General features: G+C 33.4%; 25 protein-coding genes, 1 riboswitch and 2 other annotated features. Of the genes, 3 read left to right on the top strand and 22 right to left on the bottom strand.

The window, feature by feature from the left end; genetic code table 11:
• Positions 1-27: 27 nt before the first annotated feature.
• The 5 genes from rsmH to asnB all read right to left on the bottom strand — a co-directional run bounded on the left by rsmH (position 28) and on the right by asnB (position 5,101).
• A complete protein-coding gene (gene rsmH, locus AC1RPX_RS05710; RefSeq protein ID WP_481761677.1) occupies positions 28-978 on the bottom strand; it encodes a 16S rRNA (cytosine(1402)-N(4))-methyltransferase RsmH in 951 nt (316 codons plus the stop codon).
• Positions 979-1,005: 27 nt separating this feature from the next.
• The gene (gene mraZ, locus AC1RPX_RS05705; protein WP_481761676.1) at positions 1,006-1,437 is read right to left on the bottom strand and encodes a division/cell wall cluster transcriptional repressor MraZ; all 432 of its coding nucleotides are present in this window, start codon (positions 1,435-1,437) and stop codon (positions 1,006-1,008) included.
• A gap of 174 nt (positions 1,438-1,611) precedes the next feature.
• Positions 1,612-1,980: a DUF3397 family protein gene (locus AC1RPX_RS05700; protein ID WP_409022362.1), complete on the bottom strand. Its 369-nt coding sequence runs from the start codon at positions 1,978-1,980 to the stop codon at positions 1,612-1,614.
• Positions 1,981-1,992: 12 nt separating this feature from the next.
• Positions 1,993-3,192 (bottom strand): aspartate kinase, encoded by a 1,200-nt coding sequence (gene dapG / locus AC1RPX_RS05695; protein ID WP_481761675.1) that lies wholly within the window; start codon positions 3,190-3,192, stop codon positions 1,993-1,995.
• 22 nt (positions 3,193-3,214) lie between these two features.
• A complete protein-coding gene (gene asnB, locus AC1RPX_RS05690) occupies positions 3,215-5,101 on the bottom strand; it encodes an asparagine synthase (glutamine-hydrolyzing) (RefSeq protein WP_481761723.1) in 1,887 nt (628 codons plus the stop codon).
• A 199-nt stretch (positions 5,102-5,300) separates the two neighbouring features.
• Here asnB and AC1RPX_RS05685 point away from each other — a divergent pair, with 199 nt between their 5' ends.
• Together AC1RPX_RS05685 and AC1RPX_RS05680 are read left to right on the top strand one after the other, a co-directional pair.
• Positions 5,301-6,251, top strand: a complete 951-nt coding sequence (locus tag AC1RPX_RS05685) for a magnesium transporter CorA family protein (protein WP_409022360.1) — start codon at positions 5,301-5,303, stop codon at positions 6,249-6,251.
• 63 nt (positions 6,252-6,314) lie between these two features.
• Positions 6,315-6,425, top strand: coding sequence for a DUF4044 domain-containing protein (locus AC1RPX_RS05680; protein WP_409022359.1), 111 nt, complete (start codon positions 6,315-6,317; stop codon positions 6,423-6,425).
• Between the two features lie 97 nt (positions 6,426-6,522).
• Here AC1RPX_RS05680 and thiT read toward each other — a convergent pair whose 3' ends face one another.
• The 17 genes from thiT to ezrA form a co-directional block, all read right to left on the bottom strand.
• Positions 6,523-7,077, bottom strand: coding sequence for an energy-coupled thiamine transporter ThiT (gene thiT, locus AC1RPX_RS05675; RefSeq protein ID WP_481761674.1), 555 nt, complete (start codon positions 7,075-7,077; stop codon positions 6,523-6,525).
• 46 nt (positions 7,078-7,123) lie between these two features.
• Positions 7,124-7,227: riboswitch (TPP riboswitch) on the bottom strand.
• A gap of 52 nt (positions 7,228-7,279) precedes the next feature.
• Complete coding sequence (gene cls / locus AC1RPX_RS05670) at positions 7,280-8,728, bottom strand: cardiolipin synthase (protein ID WP_481761673.1); 1,449 nt, start codon at positions 8,726-8,728, stop codon at positions 7,280-7,282.
• 15 nt (positions 8,729-8,743) lie between these two features.
• Positions 8,744-9,583 carry an amino acid ABC transporter substrate-binding protein gene (locus AC1RPX_RS05665; RefSeq protein ID WP_481761672.1) on the bottom strand — a complete coding sequence of 280 codons (840 nt, stop codon included), beginning with the start codon at positions 9,581-9,583 and terminating at the stop codon, positions 8,744-8,746.
• A 10-nt stretch (positions 9,584-9,593) separates the two neighbouring features.
• Positions 9,594-10,232, bottom strand: a complete 639-nt coding sequence (locus tag AC1RPX_RS05660; RefSeq protein ID WP_409022355.1) for an amino acid ABC transporter ATP-binding protein — start codon at positions 10,230-10,232, stop codon at positions 9,594-9,596.
• An 11-nt stretch (positions 10,233-10,243) separates the two neighbouring features.
• Positions 10,244-10,900 (bottom strand): amino acid ABC transporter permease, encoded by a 657-nt coding sequence (locus tag AC1RPX_RS05655; protein ID WP_409022354.1) that lies wholly within the window; start codon positions 10,898-10,900, stop codon positions 10,244-10,246.
• Between the two features lie 168 nt (positions 10,901-11,068).
• Positions 11,069-11,302 (bottom strand) — a binding site (T-box leader).
• A gap of 44 nt (positions 11,303-11,346) precedes the next feature.
• Positions 11,347-12,150 (bottom strand): septum site-determining protein MinD, encoded by an 804-nt coding sequence (minD, locus tag AC1RPX_RS05650; RefSeq protein WP_409022353.1) that lies wholly within the window; start codon positions 12,148-12,150, stop codon positions 11,347-11,349.
• A 2-nt stretch (positions 12,151-12,152) separates the two neighbouring features.
• Positions 12,153-12,824: a septum site-determining protein MinC gene (locus tag AC1RPX_RS05645; protein ID WP_409022352.1), complete on the bottom strand. Its 672-nt coding sequence runs from the start codon at positions 12,822-12,824 to the stop codon at positions 12,153-12,155.
• A 19-nt stretch (positions 12,825-12,843) separates the two neighbouring features.
• Entirely contained in the window at positions 12,844-13,365 is a 522-nt protein-coding gene (gene mreD / locus AC1RPX_RS05640; protein ID WP_409022351.1) for a rod shape-determining protein MreD, read from the bottom strand.
• Between the two features lie 13 nt (positions 13,366-13,378).
• The gene (gene mreC / locus AC1RPX_RS05635) at positions 13,379-14,230 is read right to left on the bottom strand and encodes a rod shape-determining protein MreC (RefSeq protein WP_481761671.1); all 852 of its coding nucleotides are present in this window, start codon (positions 14,228-14,230) and stop codon (positions 13,379-13,381) included.
• A 101-nt stretch (positions 14,231-14,331) separates the two neighbouring features.
• The gene (locus AC1RPX_RS05630; RefSeq protein ID WP_409022785.1) at positions 14,332-15,336 is read right to left on the bottom strand and encodes a rod shape-determining protein; all 1,005 of its coding nucleotides are present in this window, start codon (positions 15,334-15,336) and stop codon (positions 14,332-14,334) included.
• Positions 15,337-15,543: 207 nt separating this feature from the next.
• Entirely contained in the window at positions 15,544-16,224 is a 681-nt protein-coding gene (gene radC / locus AC1RPX_RS05625) for a RadC family protein (protein ID WP_481761670.1), read from the bottom strand.
• A gap of 49 nt (positions 16,225-16,273) precedes the next feature.
• Positions 16,274-17,587, bottom strand: a complete 1,314-nt coding sequence (locus tag AC1RPX_RS05620) for a bifunctional folylpolyglutamate synthase/dihydrofolate synthase (protein ID WP_481761669.1) — start codon at positions 17,585-17,587, stop codon at positions 16,274-16,276.
• 75 nt (positions 17,588-17,662) lie between these two features.
• A complete protein-coding gene (locus AC1RPX_RS05615) occupies positions 17,663-20,308 on the bottom strand; it encodes a valine--tRNA ligase (protein WP_481761668.1) in 2,646 nt (881 codons plus the stop codon).
• Positions 20,309-20,377: 69 nt separating this feature from the next.
• Positions 20,378-20,578 (bottom strand) — a binding site (T-box leader).
• Positions 20,579-20,615: 37 nt separating this feature from the next.
• The gene (gene tpx / locus AC1RPX_RS05610) at positions 20,616-21,104 is read right to left on the bottom strand and encodes a thiol peroxidase (RefSeq protein ID WP_481761667.1); all 489 of its coding nucleotides are present in this window, start codon (positions 21,102-21,104) and stop codon (positions 20,616-20,618) included.
• 115 nt (positions 21,105-21,219) lie between these two features.
• Positions 21,220-22,437, bottom strand: a complete 1,218-nt coding sequence (gene thiI / locus AC1RPX_RS05605) for a tRNA uracil 4-sulfurtransferase ThiI (protein WP_409022345.1) — start codon at positions 22,435-22,437, stop codon at positions 21,220-21,222.
• A gap of 15 nt (positions 22,438-22,452) precedes the next feature.
• Positions 22,453-23,604, bottom strand: a complete 1,152-nt coding sequence (locus AC1RPX_RS05600) for a cysteine desulfurase family protein (protein ID WP_481761666.1) — start codon at positions 23,602-23,604, stop codon at positions 22,453-22,455.
• A 149-nt stretch (positions 23,605-23,753) separates the two neighbouring features.
• Positions 23,754-25,475, bottom strand: coding sequence for a septation ring formation regulator EzrA (gene ezrA / locus AC1RPX_RS05595; protein ID WP_481761665.1), 1,722 nt, complete (start codon positions 25,473-25,475; stop codon positions 23,754-23,756).
• Positions 25,476-25,866: 391 nt separating this feature from the next.
• Here ezrA and rpsD point away from each other — a divergent pair, with 391 nt between their 5' ends.
• Complete coding sequence (rpsD, locus tag AC1RPX_RS05590) at positions 25,867-26,475, top strand: 30S ribosomal protein S4 (RefSeq protein ID WP_409022342.1); 609 nt, start codon at positions 25,867-25,869, stop codon at positions 26,473-26,475.
• The last annotated feature ends 14 nt before the right edge of the window (positions 26,476-26,489 follow it).

Raw genomic sequence — 26,489 nt, 5'->3', positions numbered from 1 at the left:
GATATGTAACCCCTTTATTATAAAATATTATTTTTTCAATCGTTTTATAATTCTCAATTTTGCTGAATGTGCACGCCTATTATTCTGTAATTCTAATTCTGATGGTAAAATTGGCTTTTTATTAACTAGTGCATAATTTGGCTGAATATTATCTGGAATTACAGGTAAACCCGGTGGTAACTCTGGTAAACTTGTTCGTTCCTTAAACATCGTTTTGACCAATCTATCTTCTAATGACTGAAATGTAATAACGCTAACTTGCCCCTTAACATTAATTAAATCAATTGCTTGCTCTAATGAATCTTCTAAAACACCCAATTCATCATTAACCGCAATTCGAATAGCTTGAAAAACTTTTTTAGCAGGGTGCCCACCTGTTCGTCTTGCACGAGCCGGAATACCCATTTTAATTAATTCAACTAATTGACTAGTTGTAACAATTTCTTCATTTTCTCTAGCATTTTCAATCTGACGAGCAATTGACTTTGCAAATTTTTCTTCACCATATCTAAAAAAGATTCTAATAAGTTCTTGATATGTCCAATTATTAACAATCTCTTTAGCTGTTAATTCTGCACTTAAATCCATCCTCATATCTAACGGCGCATCGTGCTGATAACTGAAGCCTCGTTCTGCGACATCAAATTGTGGGGATGATACACCTAAGTCATAGAGTACACCATCTACTTCCGTGACATTAAGTTCCAGTAACGCGGCTTTTAAATCTTTAAAATTGCGTTTAATAAACGTAACTTGTCCATTTTCTATGTATTTTTTTAAATGCCCTTCATTATAAGTAATCGCTGTTTGATCTTGGTCAAAAGCATATAAATGTCCCTCCGTACTTAGTTGAGACAGGATTAGGGCACTATGTCCACCGCCACCCAAAGTACAATCAACATATATACCATCTGGTTTAATAGCCAACCCATCTACTGCTTCATTTAGTAGTACTGTTTCATGTTCAAATGTCGTCATAGTTTTATCCCCTTTCATACGTGTTATTTAAAATCCAAAATCAATCATATTTTCTGCAATTTCATCAAAATTTTCTGATGCACTCTCTGAAAAACTATTCCATCGATCTTCACTCCATACTTCGAATCTGTTTGAAACACCTACTAGCACACATTTTTTTTCTAAATCAGCATGTGTTCTTAAAGGAACTGGAATATTAATACGGCCTTGTTTATCAAATTCACATTCTGTAGCTGCAGAATATAAAAATCTTACAAAAGCCCGTGAATCTTTTTTTGTTAAAGGGAGTGTTTTAAGCTTTTCTTCTAGGAGTGTCCACTCTGTTTGTGTATATCCGAATAAACAACCATCCATACCTCGAGTAATAACAAATTTCTCACCTAATTCCTCACGAAATTTAGCTGGAATAATTAATCTACCTTTAGTATCTAAAGTGTGTTTAAATTCGCCCATAAACATTGTGTACAGCCCCCCTTCATAGTAACTATTTAAATTTTACCACAATGCCCCACATTCCACCACTGAATTCCCCAATATTATGATTTTAAATGATAATATACAAAAAAACACTCAATCCTTTTTAGATTAAGTGTTTTTTACATTACTTATAATTAAAAATGTAGGACGATATCCTTAAAATAGTACTAAAAAGAGAAGCATTAAGAGGTACCATCCAAGCATATAAATATCAGTAATTTTCCAAATGGTCTTGAAAAATTTTGCATAAATTAATTCTCCATCTCGATACGCATACATAAGCGCACTAGCAATACCAATTAAGCACCAAGAAAATATTATAAATGGTGTAATCGATAAATTAAACTCTCGTACTGATAAAATATGTGTCAATAAAAGAAGTAATGGTGGTAAAAAATCAATGATTTGCAACCGTTTAGGCCAATTTTTACGTAAAATACGTTTAAGTAAAGTTAAAATTAGAATATATCCAAATATTAAAATTATCGACCCATACCAAGTTCCAAAAAATGGTAAAAGTTTCATAAATTACCCCTTTTAGATACTGCTTAAAAAGACATCATGTAATGCATTAACAGCAGTTTTTAAATCGTCCTGTTGAACTAAAATCCAAATTGTCGTATAACTATCAGTTGTTTGAAGAATATTAATATCCTTCTCAGCTAGTGCTGTTACAATTTTGGCCGTAACACCTGGTGTTCCAGTCATCCCCGCTCCCACAATTGAAACTTTCGCACAGTTTGGAAGCACTGAGACATCAATTCCAGCATCTACTAAAAGTTGTTTAGCTTTTTTTTCATCATCATTGAACAAATTAAAGAGGACTTTGCCAGGTGAGATATTAATAAAATCAACGCTCAAATTATTATTGGACATCAAATTAAAAACATCTTTTGGAGCATGATTAACTGTTTTAATTGTAAATTGACTGAGTCCAGTCACATGAGCAATACCAGTTACACTACGATAATGCTTTACACCTAAGTTTCGGTCGGTCACAAGGGTTCCCATCTCTTCAGGACTTTGCCAAGTTGAGCGAATCCGAACTGGAACATGGGCTTGTTGCGCAATTTCCACTGCACGAGGATGGATAACTTTCGCACCTTCATGAGCCATATTTGCAACTTCTTCATAACTGACTGTTTCTAGAAATTTTGCCTTTGTAACTAATCTAGGATCGGCAGTCATCATCCCTGACACGTCAGTAAAAATATCGACACGTTCAGCATCTAATGCTGCTCCAAGTAATGCAGCTGTCGTATCACTTCCACCACGCCCAATAGTCGTCGTTTGACCTTTACTTGTAGCACCTTGGAACCCAGTCACAACTAAAACATCAGCATCTTTAAATGCCTCATCAATTAAATCAGTATTAATGTTAATTACTTTAGCATTCTGAAATTCATCAGTTGTTTCAACTCCAGCATCCTGCCCTGTTAAAGCAGCAGCTTTAATGCCTTCCTTATTCAATAATTCAGAAAAAACTGCGGCAGAAATAGTTTCACCAACAGAAACAATCATATCAAGTTCTCTATTAGAAAGTAATGATTGCTCTCCATCGACAAGTCCTAATAATGAATCAGTTGCATAAGGTGCACCTTTACGCCCAATTGCTGAAACAACGACAACGACTTGATACCCTTTATCAACTGAATATTTTACGTGTTTTAAAGCTGCTCGTCTCGACTCATCGTCTTGAACCGATGTGCCACCAAACTTCTGAACCATAATTGTCATTATTTTGAACTCCCACTATTTATTATTTAGCTTTTTCTGTTACTGTTTTACTATCTTCTAATATGTCACTTTCAATGTAAATACGATGCCATACCATAAATGTTAAGACAGTCCATATTTTTCTGGAGTTATCTCTAACACCAGCACGATGTTCATCCAATAAATCTATGAAATATTGTTTGTTAAAAAATTCATCTGTTTGAGAATCATTAATAATTTGTTTAGCCCAGTCATACATTTCGTCTTTTAACCAAAAACGAATAGGCACAGGGAAACCTAATTTTTTACGATTTAAAACATGGTCAGGAACGATACCTTCAGCAGCTTTGCGTAAAGCATACTTGGTTGTTCCATGTGCAATTCTCAAATCTGCAGGCACTTCAGAAGCAACTGCAAAAACTTCTTTATCCAAAAATGGTGTTCTCAATTCTATGCTGTGTGCCATTGTTGTACGATCGGCATTATGCAATAAATCTCCATTTAACCATGTATGCATATCAATAAATTGCATTTGATCTATTTTATTGTAATCTTTTGATGCATTATAATATTGGCCAGTAATACTTTGGAATGGATGATTTTTATTATAGTCTTTAAAGAATGCTTCTTTTTCTTTTTCATTAAAAATAAAAGCATTACCAACGTAACGATCCTCCATTGGTGTCGTGCCTCGAAGAAGGAAACTTTGTCCACGCATCCCTTTAGGCATCATTTGAGCAATTTTATTCAACGCACCATTAATTGGTTTAGTGTATTTAAATCCTTTTAATGATTCAGGTTCATGATAAATAGTGTAACCACCAAATAGTTCATCAGCACCTTCACCCGTCAATGCAACTTTAACACGTTTTCTGGCCTCTTTAGCAAGGAAATATTGAGGCACAGCAGCCGGATCAGCCAAGGGATCATCCATATTCCAAATAAAATGTGGAAAAGCCTTCATAAATGCTTCAGCCGTAATAACAGAACTAAAATTAGCGACATTTAATTTTTCTGCGGTTTCTTGCGCAACATCTATTTCACTATAGCCTTCACGTTCAAATCCAACTGAAATTGTTTCTAATTTTGGATTTAATTCTTTAGCAATAGCAACAATAATAGACGAATCAATTCCACCAGATAAGAATGAACCAACTGGTACATCGGCACGCATATGCTTATCAACTGAATCAATTAAGACGTCTTTAATACGTTTAATATATGTCTCTTCTGGACGAACTACTGGATGAAATTCGGCAGAAAAATATCGTGTAATGACTGGCTTCTCGCCTAATTTTTTCGTTAAATAATGTCCAGGTTGTAACATATCAATTTCTTTAGTTAACGTTTCTGGTTCTGGTACAAATTGGAATGTCATATAATCTTGAAGTGCATCTTTATCAAATGTCTTATTTTTTAAAACTTTATAAATAGCTTTACTTTCCGAACCATAATAAAAATTGTCATCTGCTATAGCGTAATAAAATGGTTTAATCCCAAATTGATCACGGGCAGCAAAAAGTGTTTTTTCTTGCGTATCCCAGATAACAAATCCAAACATTCCGCGGAATTGCTTAACAGCTTCTGCACCGTACTTAGCATACATACCTAAAATGACTTCTGAATCAGAATCTGTTTTAAATTCATAACCATCAGCAACTAATGCTTCACGTAGTTCAATATAATTATAGATTTCACCGTTGAAAGTTAACCAGTAACGTTCATTTTCATATGAAAGTGGTTGGTGTCCGCCTTCTAAATCAATAATACTTAATCTTCTAAATCCCATTGTTATATCATCATCACTAAAATAACCTGAATCATCAGGACCACGGTGAACAATCATTTTTGTCATATTATGAACAATTTTATCGTAATCATCATTGGTATTTTTTTGTCTGTCGCTCAATACACCTGCAAATCCACACATATTTTCATCCCTCATTTTCATAAAAATCAATGTCTTATATTATAGATGATTCTACCATATATTTCAATTTAGGTTACAGTTATGTTTACTATTATAGCGTATTTGAACTAATCTTAACAACTAGATGTCTGAATTAACGAAAGCTTAAAAAATTTGGTATACTATGTATTATGTTATTCGAATAAAGGGGACTTTGATATTGATAGAATATTATACATCAACTGAGTTAGGTACAATTCAAAAAATAAAAGAATACAGTAAATCATGTTGGATTAACGTTACAAATCCTTCTGAAATAGAAATAAATGAACTTATTAAAAAGTATGCTATACCACGAGACTATATGACCGCTATTTCAGATGATCAAGAAAATTCAAGAACTGAAGGATTGTCTCAAAATATTGTTCCTGACTTAGTCTTAATGCAGTACCCTCATCGCATTAGAAACTCGCTAGGCTACTTAGAATACCAAACGTTTCCTTTTTCAATTATCTTAGCAGATGATGCAATAATTACAGTCTCAAATAGTGAACCAGATTTTATCAGTAAATTTATCGCGGATAGTCCAATTCATCAAATTAAAACGATAACATCGGATCAATTCACTTTGAAATTACTTTGGTATCTATCACAAAGTTTTGTCGTTGCGTTAAAATCTATCATTCAAGAAACCGAAAATTTAGAAAAATCACTTGCTAAAGCAACTAAAAATGAGCAATATTATCAAATGATGTCAATGCAAAAAAGTTTAGTTTATTTTGATGCTGCTTTAAAGAAAAATAATCCAGTACTTCAATCTATGGTTGACTCAAATGAGCATTTCAAACAAAAGGCAACTGATGATTTACTCACAGATGTTTTAATCGAGAACCAACAAGCCGAAACAATGACAAGCATTCAAACTAAAATATTAGAGAATTATGGTGAAATGGTTTCATCAGTTATTTCAAACAATTTAAATATTATCATGAAGGTCTTAACGTCGATGACGATTATTTTAACGATACCAACAATCGTTGGCGGTATGTTCGGCATGAACGTATCCCTTCCTGGTGCAGACACTCATTTTTCATTCTGGTGGTTACAATTAATCACGTTAATAATTTGTTTATTAACTGCTTATTATTTAAAGAAAAATGACTACTTTTAAGTTGACATTTTACTTATAAAAAAGTTATAGTTACACTATTAGATTTGAGAGGGTGGGTAAAACATGAAGAAAAAGAAATCTACATTCCAAAAAATCACAATGTTTGTCGTGTGGTTAATGATTCTTGTAACAGTCGGTGGTGTCGTTTTAACCGCAGTTATGTCAATCGCTTAATTTAAAAATAAAAATTTTAAAGGTTCCCAGCTTAATTAGCTAGGAACCTTTTTTATAAAAAAAGGCGGATTATTATATCCGTCTTTTTCTGTCTATTCTATTTAGCTAGGAAGATTCCTGGACTTTTTTTAAGTATGATACTAAGTATCAAGGTAGCAATAATCATGTTAATAATCATACTCCCACCATTGACAACTGCTGAGTACACAACTGGAGAAAGCCCCCATTGAACATATTTTGACCAAAAAATGATACCAGCCATAAAATGAGCACTGTATTTTAGAAATACAGCTATTAAAATCGCAAAAGTCAGTGATTGTATGGCACCACGCATATTTTTAGTACGCAACTGACTTAAAAAACGAGCAGAGAATAACCCAGAAAATCCTAGTACCAAATTAGCAACTGGATACTCTAAGATAGCCTGAACCGGCGTTAATACAAACGCAGTTCCAATTAAAATAGGTAATATACCATATAGTAACCCAATAATTAATCCCATTTTTAATCCGCGTCGTAAACTGTATACCACAATAGGTAACACACCTAGTGCAATATCAATATTTGGCGGATTAGGAACAAATGATAGCGCCATTGCTAAAGCGGCCATAACGACCCCTTCTAGTAATATCAATAATTTTTTTCTTTCCAACAAAAAAACCTCCTTTGACTTAGTAAACCAAGCACAAAGAAGGTGTTAATCTTCTACACACAATTCCTACGTTTGCATTAACAAACAGGTTCCAAGGGTCTGAATTTCTTCACTCTCAGCCAAAATTAATCGGCTCCCCTTTGTGTTGGTCTCCGATTAATAATATCGCATACATCCTGAAAAACGTCAAGCGTTTCCATTCCTATAATATCGGTGAAAGAAGTCTTGAAAACTGTTGCTTAAATTTCAACCAATGTGATTGATCATTAAAATACCTTTTCGTTAAAAGACTACTTTGTTCCATATCAGTTTCAAAAATTGTTTTAAGTGTGCTTGCCACACCTACATCATAAATAAATGCATTCGCTTCAAAGTTTAACTTAAAACTTCTAAAATCAAAATTAGCTGAACCAACGGATGCAACCATTTCATCAATTACAACTGTTTTAGCGTGTAAAAATCCATTGTTGTATTGATAAATTTCTACACCAATATTCGTTAGATCTTTCGCATAATACTGTGTAGCACGATAAACAAAGGCATGATCTGGCATACAAGGAATCATAATTCTAACCTGAACGCCTGAAGATACCGCAATATCTAACGCTTCTATAACAGAATCATCTGGAATTAAATAAGGTGTTTGAATATAAATATATTTTTTAGCTGAATTAATTAACTTAATATAACCTTTTTTTATTTGTTCAATTTCTGAATCAGGTCCACTAGAAACAATTTGCATGTTAACTTTACCTTTTGTAACAGTTTGTGGAAAATAACTTGACTGGTAATTAATCTGATTATTTCTCGCAGTTGCATTCCAATCCATAATGAACCTACTTTGTAGTGATCCGACAGCGTTTCCAAATACGCGAATATGTGTATCTCGCCAGTTACCAAATTTCTCACTTTCACCTAGATACTGATCACCGACATTGAATCCACCGATGTAACCGATTTTACCATCAATAACGACAATCTTTCTATGATCTCTAAAGTTCAAACGAAGATTTGAAAATGAAAAATGTGAACCCAGAAAGGCTTCTGCTTTACCGCCCAATTCCTCAAGATGTTTGAAGAATTTTTTAGTAGTTCCCTTTGATCCCAATGCATCATAGATGATTCTAACTTCAAGACCTTCATTTGCTTTCATTTCAAGTAACGTCAATAGTTCATTTCCAATATGCCCATCTTCGAATGCATAATACTCAACATGGATATGGTGTTTAGCTTTACGAATGTCTTGAAATAACGTCTTAAACTTATCATGCCCATCAATAAATAACTGAACCTCATTCTTCTTAGTTAAAATAGATTTCTCTATTTCTAAAAACATATGCATGATTTCGTTTACATCATCAGTATATTTACCGCTTGTTGTTAATTCTCCTCTGGCCCATTCTTCTTTTTGTTGATCTACTAATTGGTCAACACCCATACGACCCTGTGTTTTAATATCAAATATTTTTTCTTTTGAAATTTTCTTACCAAAAAAAAGATAAATTAAAAATCCAAAAATAGGTATACCTATCAAGACAAGAAGCCATGCCCATGTTGCAGCAATATCACGTTTTTCTCTAAAGACGGTCACAATTGCCGCTAACAAGTTCAATAAAAAAACAAGTAGCACACCAATATTTACATATGTCATATAGTCCCTCCAAAATTAATTATTTTGAATATTATTATTTTCACCAAACCATTTTTGATTTAATTCTTTTAGATAACCTTTGTTTTGCAACTCTGTTATTGCCCTATTAATTTTTAATTGCATTGTTGTATCAGATTTTCGCATACCTACCGCAAAATCTTCAGTTTTAAAATTACCATTTATCACGTTATATGCATTTGAATTCGACTGATGCTTAATAAAGTAGTTCGCATAGACATCATCAATTAAAAGTCCTTGAATTCTATCTGCATTTAAATCGATAAAAGCATTATCAAATGAATCATATTGAACAGGTTCTTTATCTTTAATATTATCTTTTAAAATATCTGGATGCAAATTTAAGCTATCAAATCCAGCTGAACCACTTTGAACACCTAAAATTTTTTGTTTCATATCAGAAAAAGAATTAATTTCACTTGATTTTTTTGTTACTAATACTTGCTTGTTCGTTAAATATGTACGACTGAAAGCAACATTCTTAGCACGTGCAGTTGTTTTTGTATACCCATTCCAGATTAAATCAATTGTCCCATTTTTTAATTCCGTTTCTTTCATAGACCAATCAATTGTTTGGAAATCAACTTGAATATCATATTTTTCAAAAACTTTTTTTGCTAAATCAACATCATATCCTACTAAACTACCATCTTTTTGTCTGAATGTCATTGGCACAAAACTATCATCAATTCCGATAACAACGGTACCCTTTTTTTGAATTGATTTCCAACTATCAACCGAATTCATTGATTGGCTACTATTGCTACAGCCAGCTAATCCTATAAACATCATCATAAATAATATTGTAAAAACAATTTTTTTTTCTAATTGATTCATTTATTATCCTCTAATCTTCTAGCGGCTTAACTTTTAATAATTTATCCGCAATATTTTCAGCAAATGGTACATCATGTGTCACTATTATTTGAGTCATTCCGTCTACTTTCAACGATAATATTAAATTCTCTACTTCCTGGCGTAGTGCTGGATCAAGTGCTGAAGTTGGTTCATCATAACACAAGATTTTAGGATTCATCGCTAATGCACGTGCAATTGCAACTCGTTGTTTCTGCCCACCTGAAAGTTGGTAAGGATATAAATGCCCTTTATTTCCGAGAGATAAGCGATCTAATAATTTTTGTGCTTCTTCCTCGGCCTGGACTTTATTACGATTTAAAACTAATTTTGGAGCTAACGTTATATTATCTAACACTGAAAGATGAGGGAATAATTGAAATTCCTGGAATACTACCCCAATAACACTTTCGTTCGTATTATTACGATATGGATCAAATGGTGAGGCATCAATTAGAATATCTCCAGAATCAATTGATTCTAACCCACTAATACATCTCAATAAAGTCGTTTTTCCACCACCAGATGGACCAACAATACTAACAATTTCACCATCATTAACTGTTAAATTAATATCATCTAAAATTAATCGTTTTCCATAATACTTTTTAATATTTTTTAACTCTAGCATAGAATTACTCCTTATTTGTAATAACTATAATGTTTTTCAATTTTCTTCAAGACAAGTGTAAATATAGCTGTTAATAACAGATAGATTGCCCCAACCATCAATAGTGGGACGAGTGTTACATCACGACTCGTCGCTACGTTACCGGCTCTTAATAAATCGCCTAACCCAATAACATATACTAAACTTGAATCTTTAACTAAATTAATAATTTCATTTCCAATTGAAGGTAAAACGATCTTGAACACTTGTGGAATAATAATTGTCCTAATAGTTTGCCAATATGATAGACGCAATACCTTTGCACTTTCATATTGACCTTTAGGAATCGATTGCAATCCACCCCTAAATATTTCAGCAAAATACGCACCATAATTCAAAATAAATGCAAATAATGCCGCATCGTATCGACCGAATACAATATGAATATGGAACTGTTGTAGTGTTGGTAGTCCATAAAACACAAAAATTAATTGTAGTAGCAGTGGTGTTCCTCGCATTAACCAAACATAAAAATTCAAAAAATACTTAATTGGTTTTATTTTTGAAATTAATCCTAATCCGACAATTAAACCAAGTGGAATCGATCCAATGATCGTCCAAAAAAATATTTCTAACGTTAATTTAGCACCATCTATTAATGATGGCAAAATTTCTAATATATAAGTCATTACATTATCTCCCTTTAGTTAAATAAAAAAATCCTCTCAAGCCAAATCAAATTGACTCAAGAGGACGATAGCCGTGGTGCCACCTCAAATTCATATTTTTCTCACGAAAAATAACTTATGTAGATTAATAAAAATGAGTATAAAAAAACTCTATAGTCATTATTGACTATAGAGGGCGACGAATCGCGGTACCACCTCAAACATCATTAAATTCTCACAAATTTAATCTTAACGAGTTTATTAAACTACAGCTATAACGGGCTTATCCCGGACTTCCCTAATTAACTAGTTTAGGAAATCAACTCGCAGATGTGTTTCAGACTTAAGAACTGTATCTTTTCAGCAATCGATACTCTCTTTAAAAGTTTGTTTAAGCCTTAATCTTCTGTTCAACGTTTTTCTTAATTGATAATAATTTAGCATACTGTCATTAACATTGTCAAGAATTAGTCTTTCTTAAACCATGAACCCATTTTTTTCCAAAAACCTTTTTGAGGCTGTTTTATTGTCATCAAGGGCACTGTTTCCCCTAGTAGTCGACGTGCTACATTACGATAACCTAATCCAGCTGGATTTTTAGAATCTAAAACAATTGGTTCACCATGATTTGATGTACTAATAACAGCATCGTCATCAACAATAATTCCTAATAAATCAATAGACAAATGACGTGTAATCTCATCAACATCCATTGCTTGACCATCTTCCATCATTTGACGACGGATACGATTAATAATTAATTTTGGTTGTTGTAATAATGGATTTTGCTCTAATAAACCTACCACGCGATCTGCATCACGAACCGCAGAAATTTCAGGCGTTGTTACAATAATAGCCATATCTGCACCAGCAATAGCATTCATAAAACCTTGCTCAATTCCAGCTGGGCAATCAATAATAACATAGTCAAACTCTTCTTTTAATTCATCAACAATTGCTTTTACTTGTTCAGGAACTAATGCTGATTTATCAGTATTTTGTGCAGCAGGTAATAAGTATAAATATTCGTTAAATCTCTTATCTTTAATGAGTGCTTGGTGTAACCGTGCACGACCCTCAGCTACGTCTACAATATCAAATAAGATACGGTTATCAAGACCTAAAACAACGTCTAAATTACGCAAACCAATATCTAAATCCATTAGAACAACCTTTTTTTCAAGAAGTGCTAATGCAGTTCCAATATTTGCAGATGATGTTGTTTTACCAACACCACCTTTACCAGATGTTACAACAATTGCTTTTCCCATCTTTAATATCCTCCAGCATGATTAAATAATTTTGGTCGAAGTGACTTTAATTCATCTCGATTGCCATAATCTATAATATGTAAATCATTAACATAGATTACAGTATCTTGACTGTTTGTTACTTTTTCATCATCTATAATATCAACTAATTCACCAATTCGTACTTGTGAAGCAGCTGAAACATCGCCCACAATAATGCTATCTGTATTATTGTTAAATCCAGCATGAATGACACCTTGAACTTCACCCATAACAAAAATATTACCAGCAGCTCGTAATTGACCACCCTGATGTAATTTACCTAAAAATAAAATATCACCTTTTAAATCAACTATTTGTCCACTTCGAATTGTTAGATAGCATAAATGAACGTTGTCATTTTCTTTTAAAATATTAGCATCTTCTATGGTCATTACTTCAGATTCGATTTTGTGTACTTTAAAATTACGGTATTCAGAAATAATTTTTTCGATTTTTTGCTTTTCATCTGCTGAAAACAATCGATTTTCTGTTTTAATATCAAACGAAATAACCGTTTCATCAGCATTCTTTTTTTCAGCACTTAAATTATTAAATAATTCTCTAAGTTCAACCAAAATTTTATCAAATCCGAAATCCTGTTTAAGAATAATTTCATAACCATCTTTATAACCTTTTAAAATAACACCTTGCATCTACGTTCACCCCTGAATTTTAATTATATCGGTTACTTAAATTCATTAATTTTGATATTGGATAGTACAAAATAATAAATACCACCAGATTAAAAGCTAAAGTTGGTCCAAACGAAGTACTAACGAATGTTGTTACAGATTCATTAGCAAATCCAATCATCTCATTGACTGCATAATACGAAACTTCTAAAACTGCCAAATCAATAAAATAAATGAGTAATATCACAATAAAAGATGGTTCGAAATATTGATATGCTATTTTAGTTAAATAAACAATTAATGGTAACAAAATCATATAAATACCCAAAATACCGGCATAATAACTATCAAATGCTAGACCAACACCAAACGCCCATAATTCAAGATGCTTATTATCTGAGTAAAAGATACCCATTATCAACCATAACAACAACAGGTGACTAACCATGATAGTCGTTTGTGATTGTAACTGTTCCATAAAAACAAATTGTATTGTACCATCCAAAAAAAAGGAAATAATAAGTCCTAACGGAAAAATATACTGTCTATTTTTATTTCTCATCTAATCTCACCTTCTAATCCAACGTCTGAGCAACTGTTACAACCGTTAGGTCACTCAAATCAACTGCAGGTTTGATATAAATTTTAGAAGCAAGTCCATAATCACCTTGCTCAACTTTAGACACAACACCAACATTTAAACCCTTTGGTGTTGTGCCTCCAAGACCAGATGTGACAACAGAATCACCTTTTTTCAAGGCTTTCTTAGAAGTAATTTGACCCATAATTAATAAATTATCTGTTTTATCATAGTCAGTAATTAAACCATTAATAATATCATCGTTTGAATTATTTACTTGAACTGCAAATCTATTAGCAGAATCATTAGTAGTCGATATTAATTCAACTTTACTATTTGTTTTATTAACTTCTATAACACGACCAATCAATCCAGAACCAGCCATCACTGGTGCGTTCTTTTTAACACCAGACGCACTACCTTTACTTATCACAAGTTGATTTAGCCAACCAGAAGGTAATCGCGTTAAAACAGATGCATTAATTGAAGTATAATCAGTCAATGTACTGTCCAATTTTAATTCCTTTTTCAGCTGTTTATTCTCATTTTTAACAGTGTCTGATTCCACTTGAACTTGTGCTAATTTATCAACTTGTTTTTTTAATTTTTGATTTTCTTGATATGTATTTAAAAGATCAGAAATACCAATAACTGAACTTTTTAAGCCATTTGCAGGATAACTAACTGCTCTATCAAATAGACCAACAACATCATTACCAAATTCTTGAATGAGCGGTGGTGTTGATTTTTTATTTCTAACGGAAACTGAAAATGAAATTAAACTAAAACTCACAATAATGGCTATTAAAATGATGATTAGTCTTCTATTTGAAAAAAATTTCTGCATGTTCGCTATCCTCCACTTACCTTATAATTAACTAAAAAATTAAGAGGCTGGATAAATAAACCACCAACCTCTTCATTTTTAGCTTATGTGATTTTTAAAATCTATCTTTTCTTCATGACGTCGATACTTTTTAATGATTCACCTGTACCAATTGCAACACAGTCGAGTGGTTCATTAGCAATAAAAACAGGCACTTTTGTAACTTCAGAAATAACTTCTGATAGGTTTTTTAATAATGCACCACCACCTGTTAATACAATACCATGGTCAATCACATCAGCAGCAATTTCTGGAGAAGTTTCTTCCAATGTTTCCTTAATAGCAGTAATGATTTCAGCAATAGATTCTTGAATAGCAACTGCAATATCAGTTGCTTTTACAGTAACTGTTTTAGGAAGACCCGTAATCAAATCACGTCCTCTGATAGTTGTATCTTCAATTGATGCAGCATCTTTAACTGATGCAGATGCAACGTCCATTTTTAATTGTTCAGCTGTTCTTTCACCAATCAATAAATTAAAGTTTTGACGAATATATGACACAATTGATTCATCCAATTTATCGCCAGCCATTCTGATAGAACGGCTTGAAACAATACCACCTAATGAAATTGTAGCAACATCTGTTGTTCCACCACCGATATCAACAACCATATTACCCGTTGGATCCATCACTGGTAATCCAGCGCCGACTGCTGCAGCAAATGGTTCTTCAATAACGTAGGCGTCACGCGCACCGGCAACACGAGTTGCATCAATAACGGCACGTTTTTCAACTTCTGTAACGCCACTAGGAACACATACCATTACATAAGGTTTACCTGCAGATTTACCTAAAGCTTTTTGAATGTAATATTTCATCATAGCAACTGTTGTGTCATAATCAGCAATTACACCGTCTTTCATTGGGCGAATAGCCACAATGCTACTTGGTGTACGACCGATCATTGCACGAGCATCTTCTCCAACAGAAACAATTTCATCAGTTTTAACATTTTTAGCGACGACTGAAGGTTCACGTAAAACAATACCTTTTCCCTCAACATACACGATTGTATTAGCTGTTCCTAAATCAATTCCTATATTCTTTGTTCCAAATCCAAACACAGTCTTTCTTCCCTTCATCGTCAGCCTTCTAGGCGCTTTTATTCGTAGTATTTACATTATATCATAATCAAAAGTGAGATTTCATTCAATATTTACTAATTTTTATTAAGTTTATCTTAAATTATTATAAGGTAATTAATTTTGAATCCATAATCTTATTAAGTTTATCATATCTAATTTCATAGAACAAGAGAGCACCCTTGATAATCAAAGGACGCCCTCTTCTTTCATACTAAGATATTTAGTATTACCCGAAATAATATGATCTAACAGCTCAATTCCCATAAGAATACCACATTTTTCAACTCTTTTAGAGAAAATAATATCATTCTTAGATGGTGTCACATGCCCACTCGGATGATTATGGACCAATATAATTTTAGCTGCACCATATTTTAATGCAACTGCAAAAATATCTCTTGGATGGACCGTTGCTGAATTCAAAGTTCCAATGAACAATGTCTCTTGTTTTACAATTTGATTTTTTGTATCCAAGAATAATCCAATTAAAAACTCTTGGTTTAATCCACCTAACTCAGCAACCATTCTAACCCCAGCATCATGACTTGAACAGATTTGTCCACAAATAAAATGAGGTTCACTGTTGATTCGTGTTCCCAGTGTAACAATAGCTTGTAATTGTAATGCTGTAGACTGATTATTCCCATCCATCAATAACTGATAATCTTTTAAACAACATTTTTTTAGTTGGCTTAAAGATTGGTAACGTGAAGAAAAATTATTAACACACTTTCCAACATCATTAGGGTTCGTTAATAATAAACTAAAAACAACCGTCAAAAGCTCTTTATCTGATAAATTATCACATTGATACTTTTGGATTTGTTCCAGTAGATATTCATTTGAGCAACTAGAAATAAGTGACATGGTGATTCCTCCTATTTTTTATTAAATACGAGAAATTCACTTATTTAAATTATTCTGATACAAAATAACTACGAACCTCCGAAATAAAGTACAACGATCCTGTCACAAGTAATAAATCATCAGAAGACATTTCGCCAACACTTTGAACTAATGCCTCTTTCCAACTTTCTTGAATGGAGACATTATCAAACTTATTAACGTTGAAATCATCTATTTTGCTTACTAGACGTGGCCCTGAAAATTGAGTTAGTATAACTCGTACATGAGGAACTGCAGCTAATTTTTCCAGCATTTGTTTGCCTTGCTTATCCGCTAGTACTGCAAAAATAATTGTGATTTCTTTATCTTGAAAATGCGTTTTAAGCAACTGCGTAATCCGATCCACTGCTGCGCTATTGTGCGCACCGTCTAAAATAACTAACGGTTCATCATTTACTTTTTCAAAACGTCCTGGCCATCGTGTCTCTGAAATACCTTGCCTAATTGATTTAGGACTAATGGCCCATCCCTGAATTTCAGCAACCTTCTCAAAAGTAGCAATTGCTGTTGCTGCATTTTCATCTTGAAATTCACCTAATAATGGCACAGAAAGTTGTTTAATATTCAATTTATTCGACGTATACGTTAAAATTTCTTCCCATGATGATTTTGTTCCCTCAGATTTAGCATTAAAATCCACTCCTAATCGAAAAATAGGACTATTTTTTAATTTAGCCTCATTATTAATCACGCTAAAGACTTCATCAGTTACTCTACCAACGATAATAGGCCGATTACGTTTAATGATACCTGCTTTTTGTTGCGCTATCTTTTCAATTGTATTACCTAATATTTTCATATGATCTAGACCAATTGTTGTAATAACTGAAATAATTGGATCAATAATATTAGTTGAATCATACTTCCCGCCTAAGCCCGTTTCAACAACTACAATATCTACAGGATTTATGCTGCCAAAGTATACAAACATCATTGCAGTAATAATTTCGAATTCAGTTGGTCCCCCCTCAAAATCGGCTAGTTCAATATCCATTCGATCAACAACTGGTTTCACGACATTTACTAAATGTAAAAGGGCGGTATCATCAATCATCTGTCCATTTAAGGAAATACGTTCATTAAATTTAACAATGAATGGTGAAGTATAAGTTCCTACATTCAACCCTTGTGCAATTAATAATTCACGTAAAAATGCAACTGTTGAGCCCTTTCCATTCGTTCCAGCAACATGAATCATCGCGATATTACCTTGTGGGTTATCTAAGCGTTCCATAAATGCTCGCATTCTATTCAAAGATGGACTTTTTTTAAATTTTGTTCGCCCATGAATAAAATTGAGTGCCTCTTCGTAAGTTGTGATCAATTTTCCGTCCCGCTTTCTAAAAAAAATAGACTTATCTCAGGTATATTGTACCCGAAATAAGTCTATTTTGTTAGATTAAACTTCTGCTTTTAAATCAGAAATTCTTTCCTTAGTTGCTGTTAATTTAATTTGGTAATCTGCTAATTTTTCTTTTTCTTTTGTAACTACTGCCTCAGGTGCACTAGCAACAAACTTTTCATTGCCTAATTTTTTAGTTCCACGCACAACTTCAACATCAAGTTTTTTAACTTCTTTTTCCAAACGAACAATTTCGTCATTCAAATCAATTAGTTCAGCAAGTGGCATATAAATCTCTGCTCCCGTAATTACAGACGTCATTGCTAGCTTAGGAGCAACAACATTTGAACTGATTTGAAGTTCCTTAGGATGACAGAATCGTTGAATAAATTCTTGATTGTCTTCAAAAATAATCTTTGTTTTTTCATCAGTTGTTTTAATCAATAAATCAACTGCACTGGACATAGGTGCATTTACTTCTGCACGATTATTTCTAACAGCACGAATTAATTCAATTAAATTGTTCATATCAATAACTGATTGTTCATCTTCAAATTCTGGATGAACCACTGGGTAATCTGCAACAACAATTGATTCCCCTTCATGAGGCATTGTTAACCAAAGTTCTTCAGTTACAAATGGAATAATTGGATGAAGCAATTTCAATGTTTGATCTAAAACATAAGCCAAAATTTGTTGTGTATTTTGCTTAACTGTCAGATCTTCACCATTAAGATTTTCTTTACTCATTTCAATATACCAATCACAGAAGTCATTCCAGATGAAATTGTATAGAGCACGACCAGCTTCACCAAATTCAAAGACATCAAATAAGCGTGTAACTTCAGAAACAGTTGTATTTAATCGGCTTAATATCCATTTGTCAGCAAGCTGCCATTCTGATTTAGCTGGTAATTCAATTTTATCCACACCATCTAAATTCATAATAACAAATCGACTAGCATTCCAAATTTTATTAATAAAGTTCCAAGAAGCATCCATTTTAGTGTAACTAAAACGAACATCTTGTCCTGGTGCAGATCCATTAGATAGGAACCAACGAAGTGCATCTGCTCCATACTTTTGAATAACGTCCATTGGATCAATCCCATTACCAAGTGATTTACTCATTTTACGGCCATTCTCATCACGAATTAATCCATGAATCAAAACGTGTTCAAATGGACGTTCATCTGTAAATTCTAAGCTTTGGAAAATCATTCGTGATACCCAGAAGAAGATAATATCATATCCTGTGACAAGCGTATTAGTTGGGAAATAACGTTTAAAATCAGGTGCATCAGTATTTGGCCAACCCATTGTTGAAAATGGCCATAAAGCACTTGAAAACCACGTATCTAAGACATCATTATCTTGTTCCCAATTTTCGATATCAGTTGGTGCAACCTCACCAACGTACATTTCGCCAGTTTCTTTATGATACCAAGCTGGGATTTGATGTCCCCACCATAATTGACGTGAAATAACCCAATCATGAACATTTTCCATCCACTGTGTAAATGTATTTTCAAATCGTTCTGGGACGAATCCAACTTTGTCATCCCCTTGTTGGAATTTCAAAGCTTCTTCTGCGAGTGGTTTCATTTTAACAAACCATTGTGTTGATAAACGGGCCTCAACTTGAACGCCAGTTCTTTCAGAATGACCAACACTATGTGTAATTGGATCAATCTTAATCATTAAGTCCTCAGCTTCAAGATCTTTAACAATTGCTTTACGTGCTTCAAAACGGTCCATGCCAACATATTTACCAGCATTTTCGTTCATTGTTGCATCTTCATTCATTGTATTAATACGAGGTAAGTCATGGCGATTACCTACTTCAAAGTCATTAGGATCATGAGCAGGTGTTATTTTAACCATCCCTGTCCCAAATGCCATATCAACATAATGATCTGTAATAATAGGAATTTCTTTGTTAACAAGTGGTAGAATGACTTTTTTACCAACAATATCTTTGTAACGATCATCATCAGGGTGAACAGCAACAGCGACATCGCCCATCATCGTTTCTGGACGTGTTGTCGCTATTTCAATAAATCCAGAACCATCAGCGAATGGATATTTAACATGATAAAAAGCACCTTCATCATCTTGATGAATGACTTCAATATCTGATAAAGCGGTTCTTGCTTTAGGATCCCAATTAATAATGTATTCGCCACGATAGATTAATCCTTTATTATATAAATTAACAAAGACTTTTTTTACGGCATCTGACAAGCCGTCATCTAATGTGAAACGTTCACGACTATAATCGAGTGATAATCCCATTTTAGCCCATTGCTTATGAATAACATCAGCGTATTCATCTTTCCAATCCCAAACTTGTTGTACAAATTTCTCACGGCCTAAATCATAACGCGTCACACCTTGTTCAGCTAGTTTAGCTTCAACCTTTGCTTGTGTTGCAATTCCAGCATGGTCCATTCCTGGTAACCAAAGCGTATCAAAGCCTTGCATTCTTTTTTGTCTAATTAAAATATCTTGTAATGTTGTATCCCAAGCATGGCCTAAATGTAATTTACCAGTAACATTAGGCGGTGGAATAACGATTGAATAAGGTTTTGCTTCTGGATTAGCATTAGGTTTAAATAAATCTTTTTTCAACCATTCTTCATAACGGCCAGGTTCAACCTGACTTGGATCATATTTTGTTGATAATTCAACTTCTTTTGTCATGAGTTCTCCTTTTCATCTATCAATTTTATTTTAGGCATAAAAAAACACCGTCATCAAAAAACATTTCTGTTTTAGGACGACAGTGCCGTGGTACCACCTAAATTGGGTTTTAACCCCTCTTAATTACTTTTTAACGAACAATAATGTCCGGTTATTCCTACTTAATTTCAGAATAACGACTCCTGAGCTACCACCATAATGTCTAATTAAAATGTTTCAGCCTAGCATTTTATCTCTGAAATGACTGGTGTTCTCATTCTTTGTCTGTAGTCACATTTTAGCGTTTATTCTGAAAATCGTCAATATTTTATTTTTTTAATTCTTCAAGTAGTTTAGCGTAGTCTGGCTCATTTGAGATTTCCGTAACCAGTTCTTCATAAATAACATGTCCAGTTTCATCTAAAATGAAAACCATTCGAGCCATATGACCAAATTCCGGAACATCTAATCCAGTAACTTTCGCAAAATTCCCCTTATCTGCATGAAGCAATTGTAAATTGTTTACACCCTCAGCGGCACACCAATTTTTTTGATCTTCTTTTGAATCATCAGATACGGTAATAAATTCGATATCTCTAAAATTATCTGCTTCCATATTAAAACGTTTTGTTTCTATACTGCAAACACTTGTCGTAATACTTGGAACAACACTTAATACTAATTTTTTACCTGTACTTTTAGGTAATGTTACAACTTGATCATTTTCATCGTACGCATTAACTGTAGGAAAAACTTCCCCTACTTTTGGTGCTTCCCCAACTGTATCCATTTCACTACCATGACGAGTTACTTTCATAATTGACCACCCTTTCTTTATTTATCTCTATCTTACTCAATTACTGTTTAAGAAGCGACTTATTTGATTGGACAAAAAAAGATTAGACCGATTTGTCTAATCTTTTAAAGTGCTACTATAGTAATTCTGCGAATAATTCACTATTTTCATTTAAATATTCTTCGCCAACACGAATCTTGCTAACCTTGACACCTGCCAATGCACGTTCCATTAAGCCATCGATATCCAAACGAGCTTCAAATTCCCTTGAACGGTCTAAACGAGGCTTTGTTTTAGGTGCTGGTGGGGCAAAAATTGTACAACAATCTTCAAATGGTTTAATTGAAAGTTCAAATGTATCAATTTTTTTAGCAACATCAATAATTTCATTTTTATCCATTGAAACGACTGGTCGAATAATTGGCATTGTTGTAACGTCATTAATTGCAACCATGCTTTCAAGTGTTTGAGAAGCAACTTGGCCTAATGATTCTCCATTAAAGATTGCTAATCCACCACGTAATTCGGCAATTTTTTCAGTTAAACGTAACATGAAACGACGTGTTATGGTCATTAAATATGGTTCTGGTACATCATGTTTAATTTGCTCTTGAATCTCAGTAAAAGGAACTTCAATAAATTGAATCGTTCCAACATAAGGTGTCAATTTAACTGTTAGTTCTTTAGCCTTAGCTAAAGCTTGTTCACTTGTATATGGTGGACTGAAGAAATGAACCATCTCCATTGAAACACCACGTTTCATACCAAGGTACCCTGCAACAGGCGAATCAATTCCACCTGATAACATTAACATCCCTTTACCAGCAGTACCAACGGGTAAACCACCAGCACCCTGACGCGTTTCAGAAGATAAGAAAATCCCATTTGAACGAACTTCAACACGTAAAATAATATCAGGCTGTTTCATTTTAACAGTAATGCCAGGCACGTGATCTAAAATCCAGCCACCTAGTTCGTCATTCAACTCATTAGTATCTAATTCAAAATCATGATCAGAACGACGTGTGTTAACTTTAAATGTTGTCCCTTCAACAAATTGCTCACTAATCATTGCTACAGCTGTTTCTTTAACTAAATCCATATCTTGTTCAACGCGAATTGCAGGTGAAAAATTTTGAATCCCAAAAACCTGTGATAAACGTTGCATAACTAATTCGCTGTCGTCACCGTTTAAATTAATGTGCATCCGATCACGATTTGCTTTAACAACTAAATCATCAAAACCATGTAAACTATTTCGAACGTTTGTTCCTAGGCGATCAATAAAGTTCCTCTTATTTTTTCCTTTTGTTGATAGTTCGCCATAACGAACCATTATCTCTGTATATTGCATGTCGACATCCTCTCATTATTTAGAATTAATTTTTTCAAATTTATGATACAAAATATCAAAAATACGATTAAATTCTTTTGCTTCTTCTAGCGTATTATTTCCATCAAAACTGATTCGAACGGCTGATTTAGCAAGCGGTTCTGGCACATTCATTGCTAATAATGTGCCAGATGCTTGATTTTTCTTTGATGAACAAGCACTTGTAGTTGAAATATATATTCCTTCACTTTCAAATGCATGAACAATTGATTCGCCACGAACACCCTCAATTGCAAAACACAATATATGTGGCGCAAAATTTGATTGTAATTTTGAAAAAGTTGTAATCTTATCAAACTTACTAATATGGTTGAAAACTAATTCTTTAACAGCTTTTTGTTTCATCACCATCTTAGTTTCATCTGTTAATAATAATCGCAATGCTCTTGCCATGCTAGCAATTGCAGGTACATTTTCAGTTCCGCTACGTAAGTTATGTTCTTGTCCACCACCTGTAAGAAGTGGTTCAATGTGACGACCTCTTTTACTGTAAATAAACCCTACTCCACGTGGCGCATGAAATTTATGCCCAGAGAACGTTACAAAATCTACTCTGTCACTCATAAAAGCTTCTTGCACACCTTTACCAATGGCTTGAACAGCATCCACATGAAAATGAACTGTTGGATAATCTTTTAGTACGTCCCCAATTTCAACTAAAGGCTGAATGGTTCCAATTTCATTATTAACTGCCATAACTGAAACTAAAATAGTATCAGATCTCAAAGCAGCCTTTAAATCATCAATACTAATTCGCCCCTCATCATCAACTGGCAAATAGGTAACCTCAAAACCAAGCTGTTCCAGCTGAGCCATTGTATTCATAACAGCAGGATGCTCAACGGTTGTCGTAATTAAGTGCTTACCATGGTTCATTTTTGCCATAGCCGTTCCTTTAATTACCCAATTGTCACCTTCAGTTCCACTTCCAGTAAATAATATTTCATCTTCAAATACATTTAATAAGCTTGCGATCTGTTGGCGTGACTGCTCTAATAAATTATGAGCTATCTCACCTAAGTTATTTAGGCTAGATGGATTACCCCATACTTGGTCACTAACTTTATTATATGTATCTAAAACTTCGGGCGTTATTTTTGTTGTTGCGCTATTATCAAAATAAATCATTAGTTACCTTCTTTTCTGAAAAATACTTTTCTCATTATAATATACTTCGTACCAGATTGACACTTTTTATTCATCCCTGGTGTTTCTTTATAGAATATAAAAGTGGCGACTGAACAAATTAATGCCCTAGTCCCCACTTAATATAGTTACTATTCAATTTCAAAGCTGTCTTCCATATTATCATAATATTGTTTCTCTATTTTTTTATATGAACCAGGCTCTACTTTATCTAATGCAGTCGCAATTGTTTCCAAACTAGCTGCATAATTAAAATCATTATTAAATAATTGCTTTGCCTTTTCAAATGCAATTGCAATCTCTTCATTCGAATTTCTAAATCTATTCGCATATTGTAGTAAACTCTCAGATAACGATGCACTATCAATAAGATCGTGTGTCTTATCTTCTAAACTTTCAAGATCTGCTTCAATATCGATAATTTGTTTTGCAATTTTTTCAATGTTAATTCTTAATTTACCAATTGCTACTTCAACTTCTTCAATTTCATCACTAACAACATAGAAAAAATCTAAGTAATCATTAGGTAGTCCTGGAAGATTAACCTGTTCAACTTGTCTTTTAATTTGATGTAATTCAATATCAAATCTTTGAATTGTTGCGCTGGCCTTTTTTTCATTGCTACGTAAATCCTGAATACTAGCATCAATTTTTTGTTGTTCAGATTCAATTTTTTCTAACAACTTAGAGTTTTGTTCAACTCGCTCAGCCATCTCGCTATAAATTGCTTCACCAGAATCAATAACCGCTTTATCAGTATCATGTTGTGCATCAATGTCCCTAATTTGTTGATTTAATTTTTGCGCGTCTTCTAATTCATTATGACTTAATTCATAATTTTGACCCAATCTATCTAATTCAACTAAAAGCATTTGACTTTGTTTTTCAGCATGATCAATGAATTTACGATAACTTTCTTCTTGCTTTTCTATCTTATCTTTTGCGGCCAACTCTTTTTCCATAACATCATATAAATAATCAATTTGATTAGCCATGTCATTAACTGCAACAATTGTTGACGCTACTTCTAGGTTCTCTAATTTAAGTAATGTTTCGTCAACACGTGTTTGAATTTCGTCTATTTGTTTAGGGATGTCATCCCCCACTGGAAAATTATAATTTTCATCCGTTAATTTCATGTAACCAGATTGTAATTCAGCAAGTTGATCTGGAAATTCGTTCTTCAAACTTTTATATAGTGGTGGAATCTCATCAAGAATCTTTTCTAACGAAGTTGTATCTTCTCTTAACTTACTTAAAACTTTTTCAGCCGTATCATGATCTCCAGCACTCGTTAATGTTGAAAAACGGTCAAAATCATCTTCAAGACCAGTTAGTTTATCCTCAAGTTTATCGATACTAGGTCCATACGAAAAGTTCTTTGATAATAATGTTTTACGTAAATCCTGATATTTTTTTTCAAGTGAATCAACAGCTTGATGATTACTTTCATCACTTTCTTTCAACGACGTTAATGCTTTTTCAATCCCTTTAAGTGTTTTTTCACTTGAAATTAATTTTACTTCTATTTCTGCCGCTAATTGACGGTTAGAAAGAAATTGATATTTCGAGTTTGCTTCATATGCTTCATTAATTTGTGTCGAAATTTTAGGCAATTTTGCATTTTGCACTTCTTTAAAGTCTGATTGTAATGCTGAAAATGTTTTAAGACTTTCACCTGTTAACCCCAAATCCTTCGTTAACTGAAGCTGTTGTTCAACTTCAGAATGAGCAATAACCTTTACTTGATCACGAAATGTTTCGAATTTTTTTTCATTGCGTTTCTGAAGAAAAAACGCTGTTGCATAGATAATAATGGCTACTACTATTATTCCAACAAAAATCTGTGTCATATCCTAATCCCGCCTTTAGCTTACTAAAATTTATATTTACTTTTCACATTCAAATTTTATGCTTCTAATCATTATATCATAGACCTTTAAAGCGTTCACTAGCTTTTATCTATTATTTATAGAAATTAATGTTATTAATTATATACATTCTTTTTATTATGTAAACAAACGTGAAAACAAATTGACATTAGTTTAAAAAGACAGTATGATGAGTCTTGTGTAAAATAATGCAGCGGTGGACGGTAAGCTCGTCAACAGTTTGTTGCCCAATTGTCTTGGTTCAATTAGTACCCTTTCAGCTGCAAAGGTGAACATTGCAAAACAAACTGCACGAATACTAAGTTCACAAAGGATTATTTTACTCCAAAACAAATATTGGAGGAATTTATATATGTCACGTTATACTGGCCCAAGTTGGAAAGTTTCACGTCGATTAGGTCTTTCTTTAACAGGTACTGGTAAAGAATTAGCTCGTCGTCCTTATGCACCCGGTGATCATGGTCAAAACAATCGCCGTAAATTATCAGAATATGGTTTACAATTACGAGAAAAACAAAAACTTCGTATGATGTACGGTTTATCAGAACGTCAATTTGCTAACTTATTTATTAAAGCTGGTACAATTCGCGAAGGTAAACATGGTGTTAACTTCATGATCTTACTTGAAGGTCGTTTAGACAACGTTGTTTATCGTTTAGGTTTGGCTTCTACTCGTCGCCAAGCTCGTCAATTGGTAAACCATGGTCACATTACTGTTGATGGCAACCGCGTTGATATTCCTTCATACGCAGTTGAAATCGGTCAAGTAATCTCATTACGTGAAAAATCAAAGAGTTTACAAATTGTTAAAGACGCAATGGAAGCATTAGTTGGCCGTCCACAATTCGTACAATTTGATGCTGATAAATTAGAGGGTTCATTAACTCGTTTACCAGAACGTGAAGAACTTGAAGCAGATATCGACGAATCACTTATCGTTGAATACTACAACAAATTATAATTTCAAATTAAAAA

The organism is Dellaglioa sp. CoH-56-MRSF-14, assembly GCF_056782115.1.
This window is presented reverse-complemented; position numbering and strand designations above follow the sequence as displayed.

Coding starts and splice junctions, on each gene's coding strand:
- thiI (WP_409022345.1), bottom strand. CDS start 22,437: ATGCAATATACAGAGATAATGGTTCGTTATGGCGAACTATCAACAAAA.
- AC1RPX_RS05615 (WP_481761668.1), bottom strand. CDS start 20,308: ATGACAAAAGAAGTTGAATTATCAACAAAATATGATCCAAGTCAGGTT.
- AC1RPX_RS05700 (WP_409022362.1), bottom strand. CDS start 1,980: ATGAAACTTTTACCATTTTTTGGAACTTGGTATGGGTCGATAATTTTA.
- AC1RPX_RS05655 (WP_409022354.1), bottom strand. CDS start 10,900: ATGACTTATATATTAGAAATTTTGCCATCATTAATAGATGGTGCTAAA.
- AC1RPX_RS05665 (WP_481761672.1), bottom strand. CDS start 9,583: ATGAATCAATTAGAAAAAAAAATTGTTTTTACAATATTATTTATGATG.
- cls (WP_481761673.1), bottom strand. CDS start 8,728: ATGACATATGTAAATATTGGTGTGCTACTTGTTTTTTTATTGAACTTG.
- mraZ (WP_481761676.1), bottom strand. CDS start 1,437: ATGTTTATGGGCGAATTTAAACACACTTTAGATACTAAAGGTAGATTA.
- AC1RPX_RS05645 (WP_409022352.1), bottom strand. CDS start 12,824: ATGCAAGGTGTTATTTTAAAAGGTTATAAAGATGGTTATGAAATTATT.
- AC1RPX_RS05680 (WP_409022359.1), top strand. CDS start 6,315: ATGAAGAAAAAGAAATCTACATTCCAAAAAATCACAATGTTTGTCGTG.
- asnB (WP_481761723.1), bottom strand. CDS start 5,101: ATGTGTGGATTTGCAGGTGTATTGAGCGACAGACAAAAAAATACCAAT.
- mreC (WP_481761671.1), bottom strand. CDS start 14,230: ATGCAGAAATTTTTTTCAAATAGAAGACTAATCATCATTTTAATAGCC.
- rpsD (WP_409022342.1), top strand. CDS start 25,867: ATGTCACGTTATACTGGCCCAAGTTGGAAAGTTTCACGTCGATTAGGT.
- AC1RPX_RS05660 (WP_409022355.1), bottom strand. CDS start 10,232: ATGCTAGAGTTAAAAAATATTAAAAAGTATTATGGAAAACGATTAATT.
- mreD (WP_409022351.1), bottom strand. CDS start 13,365: ATGAGAAATAAAAATAGACAGTATATTTTTCCGTTAGGACTTATTATT.
- minD (WP_409022353.1), bottom strand. CDS start 12,150: ATGGGAAAAGCAATTGTTGTAACATCTGGTAAAGGTGGTGTTGGTAAA.
- radC (WP_481761670.1), bottom strand. CDS start 16,224: ATGTCACTTATTTCTAGTTGCTCAAATGAATATCTACTGGAACAAATC.
- AC1RPX_RS05600 (WP_481761666.1), bottom strand. CDS start 23,604: ATGATTTATTTTGATAATAGCGCAACAACAAAAATAACGCCCGAAGTT.
- dapG (WP_481761675.1), bottom strand. CDS start 3,192: ATGACAATTATGGTTCAGAAGTTTGGTGGCACATCGGTTCAAGACGAT.
- ezrA (WP_481761665.1), bottom strand. CDS start 25,475: ATGACACAGATTTTTGTTGGAATAATAGTAGTAGCCATTATTATCTAT.
- tpx (WP_481761667.1), bottom strand. CDS start 21,104: ATGAAAGTAACTCGTCATGGTAGTGAAATGGATACAGTTGGGGAAGCA.
- rsmH (WP_481761677.1), bottom strand. CDS start 978: ATGACGACATTTGAACATGAAACAGTACTACTAAATGAAGCAGTAGAT.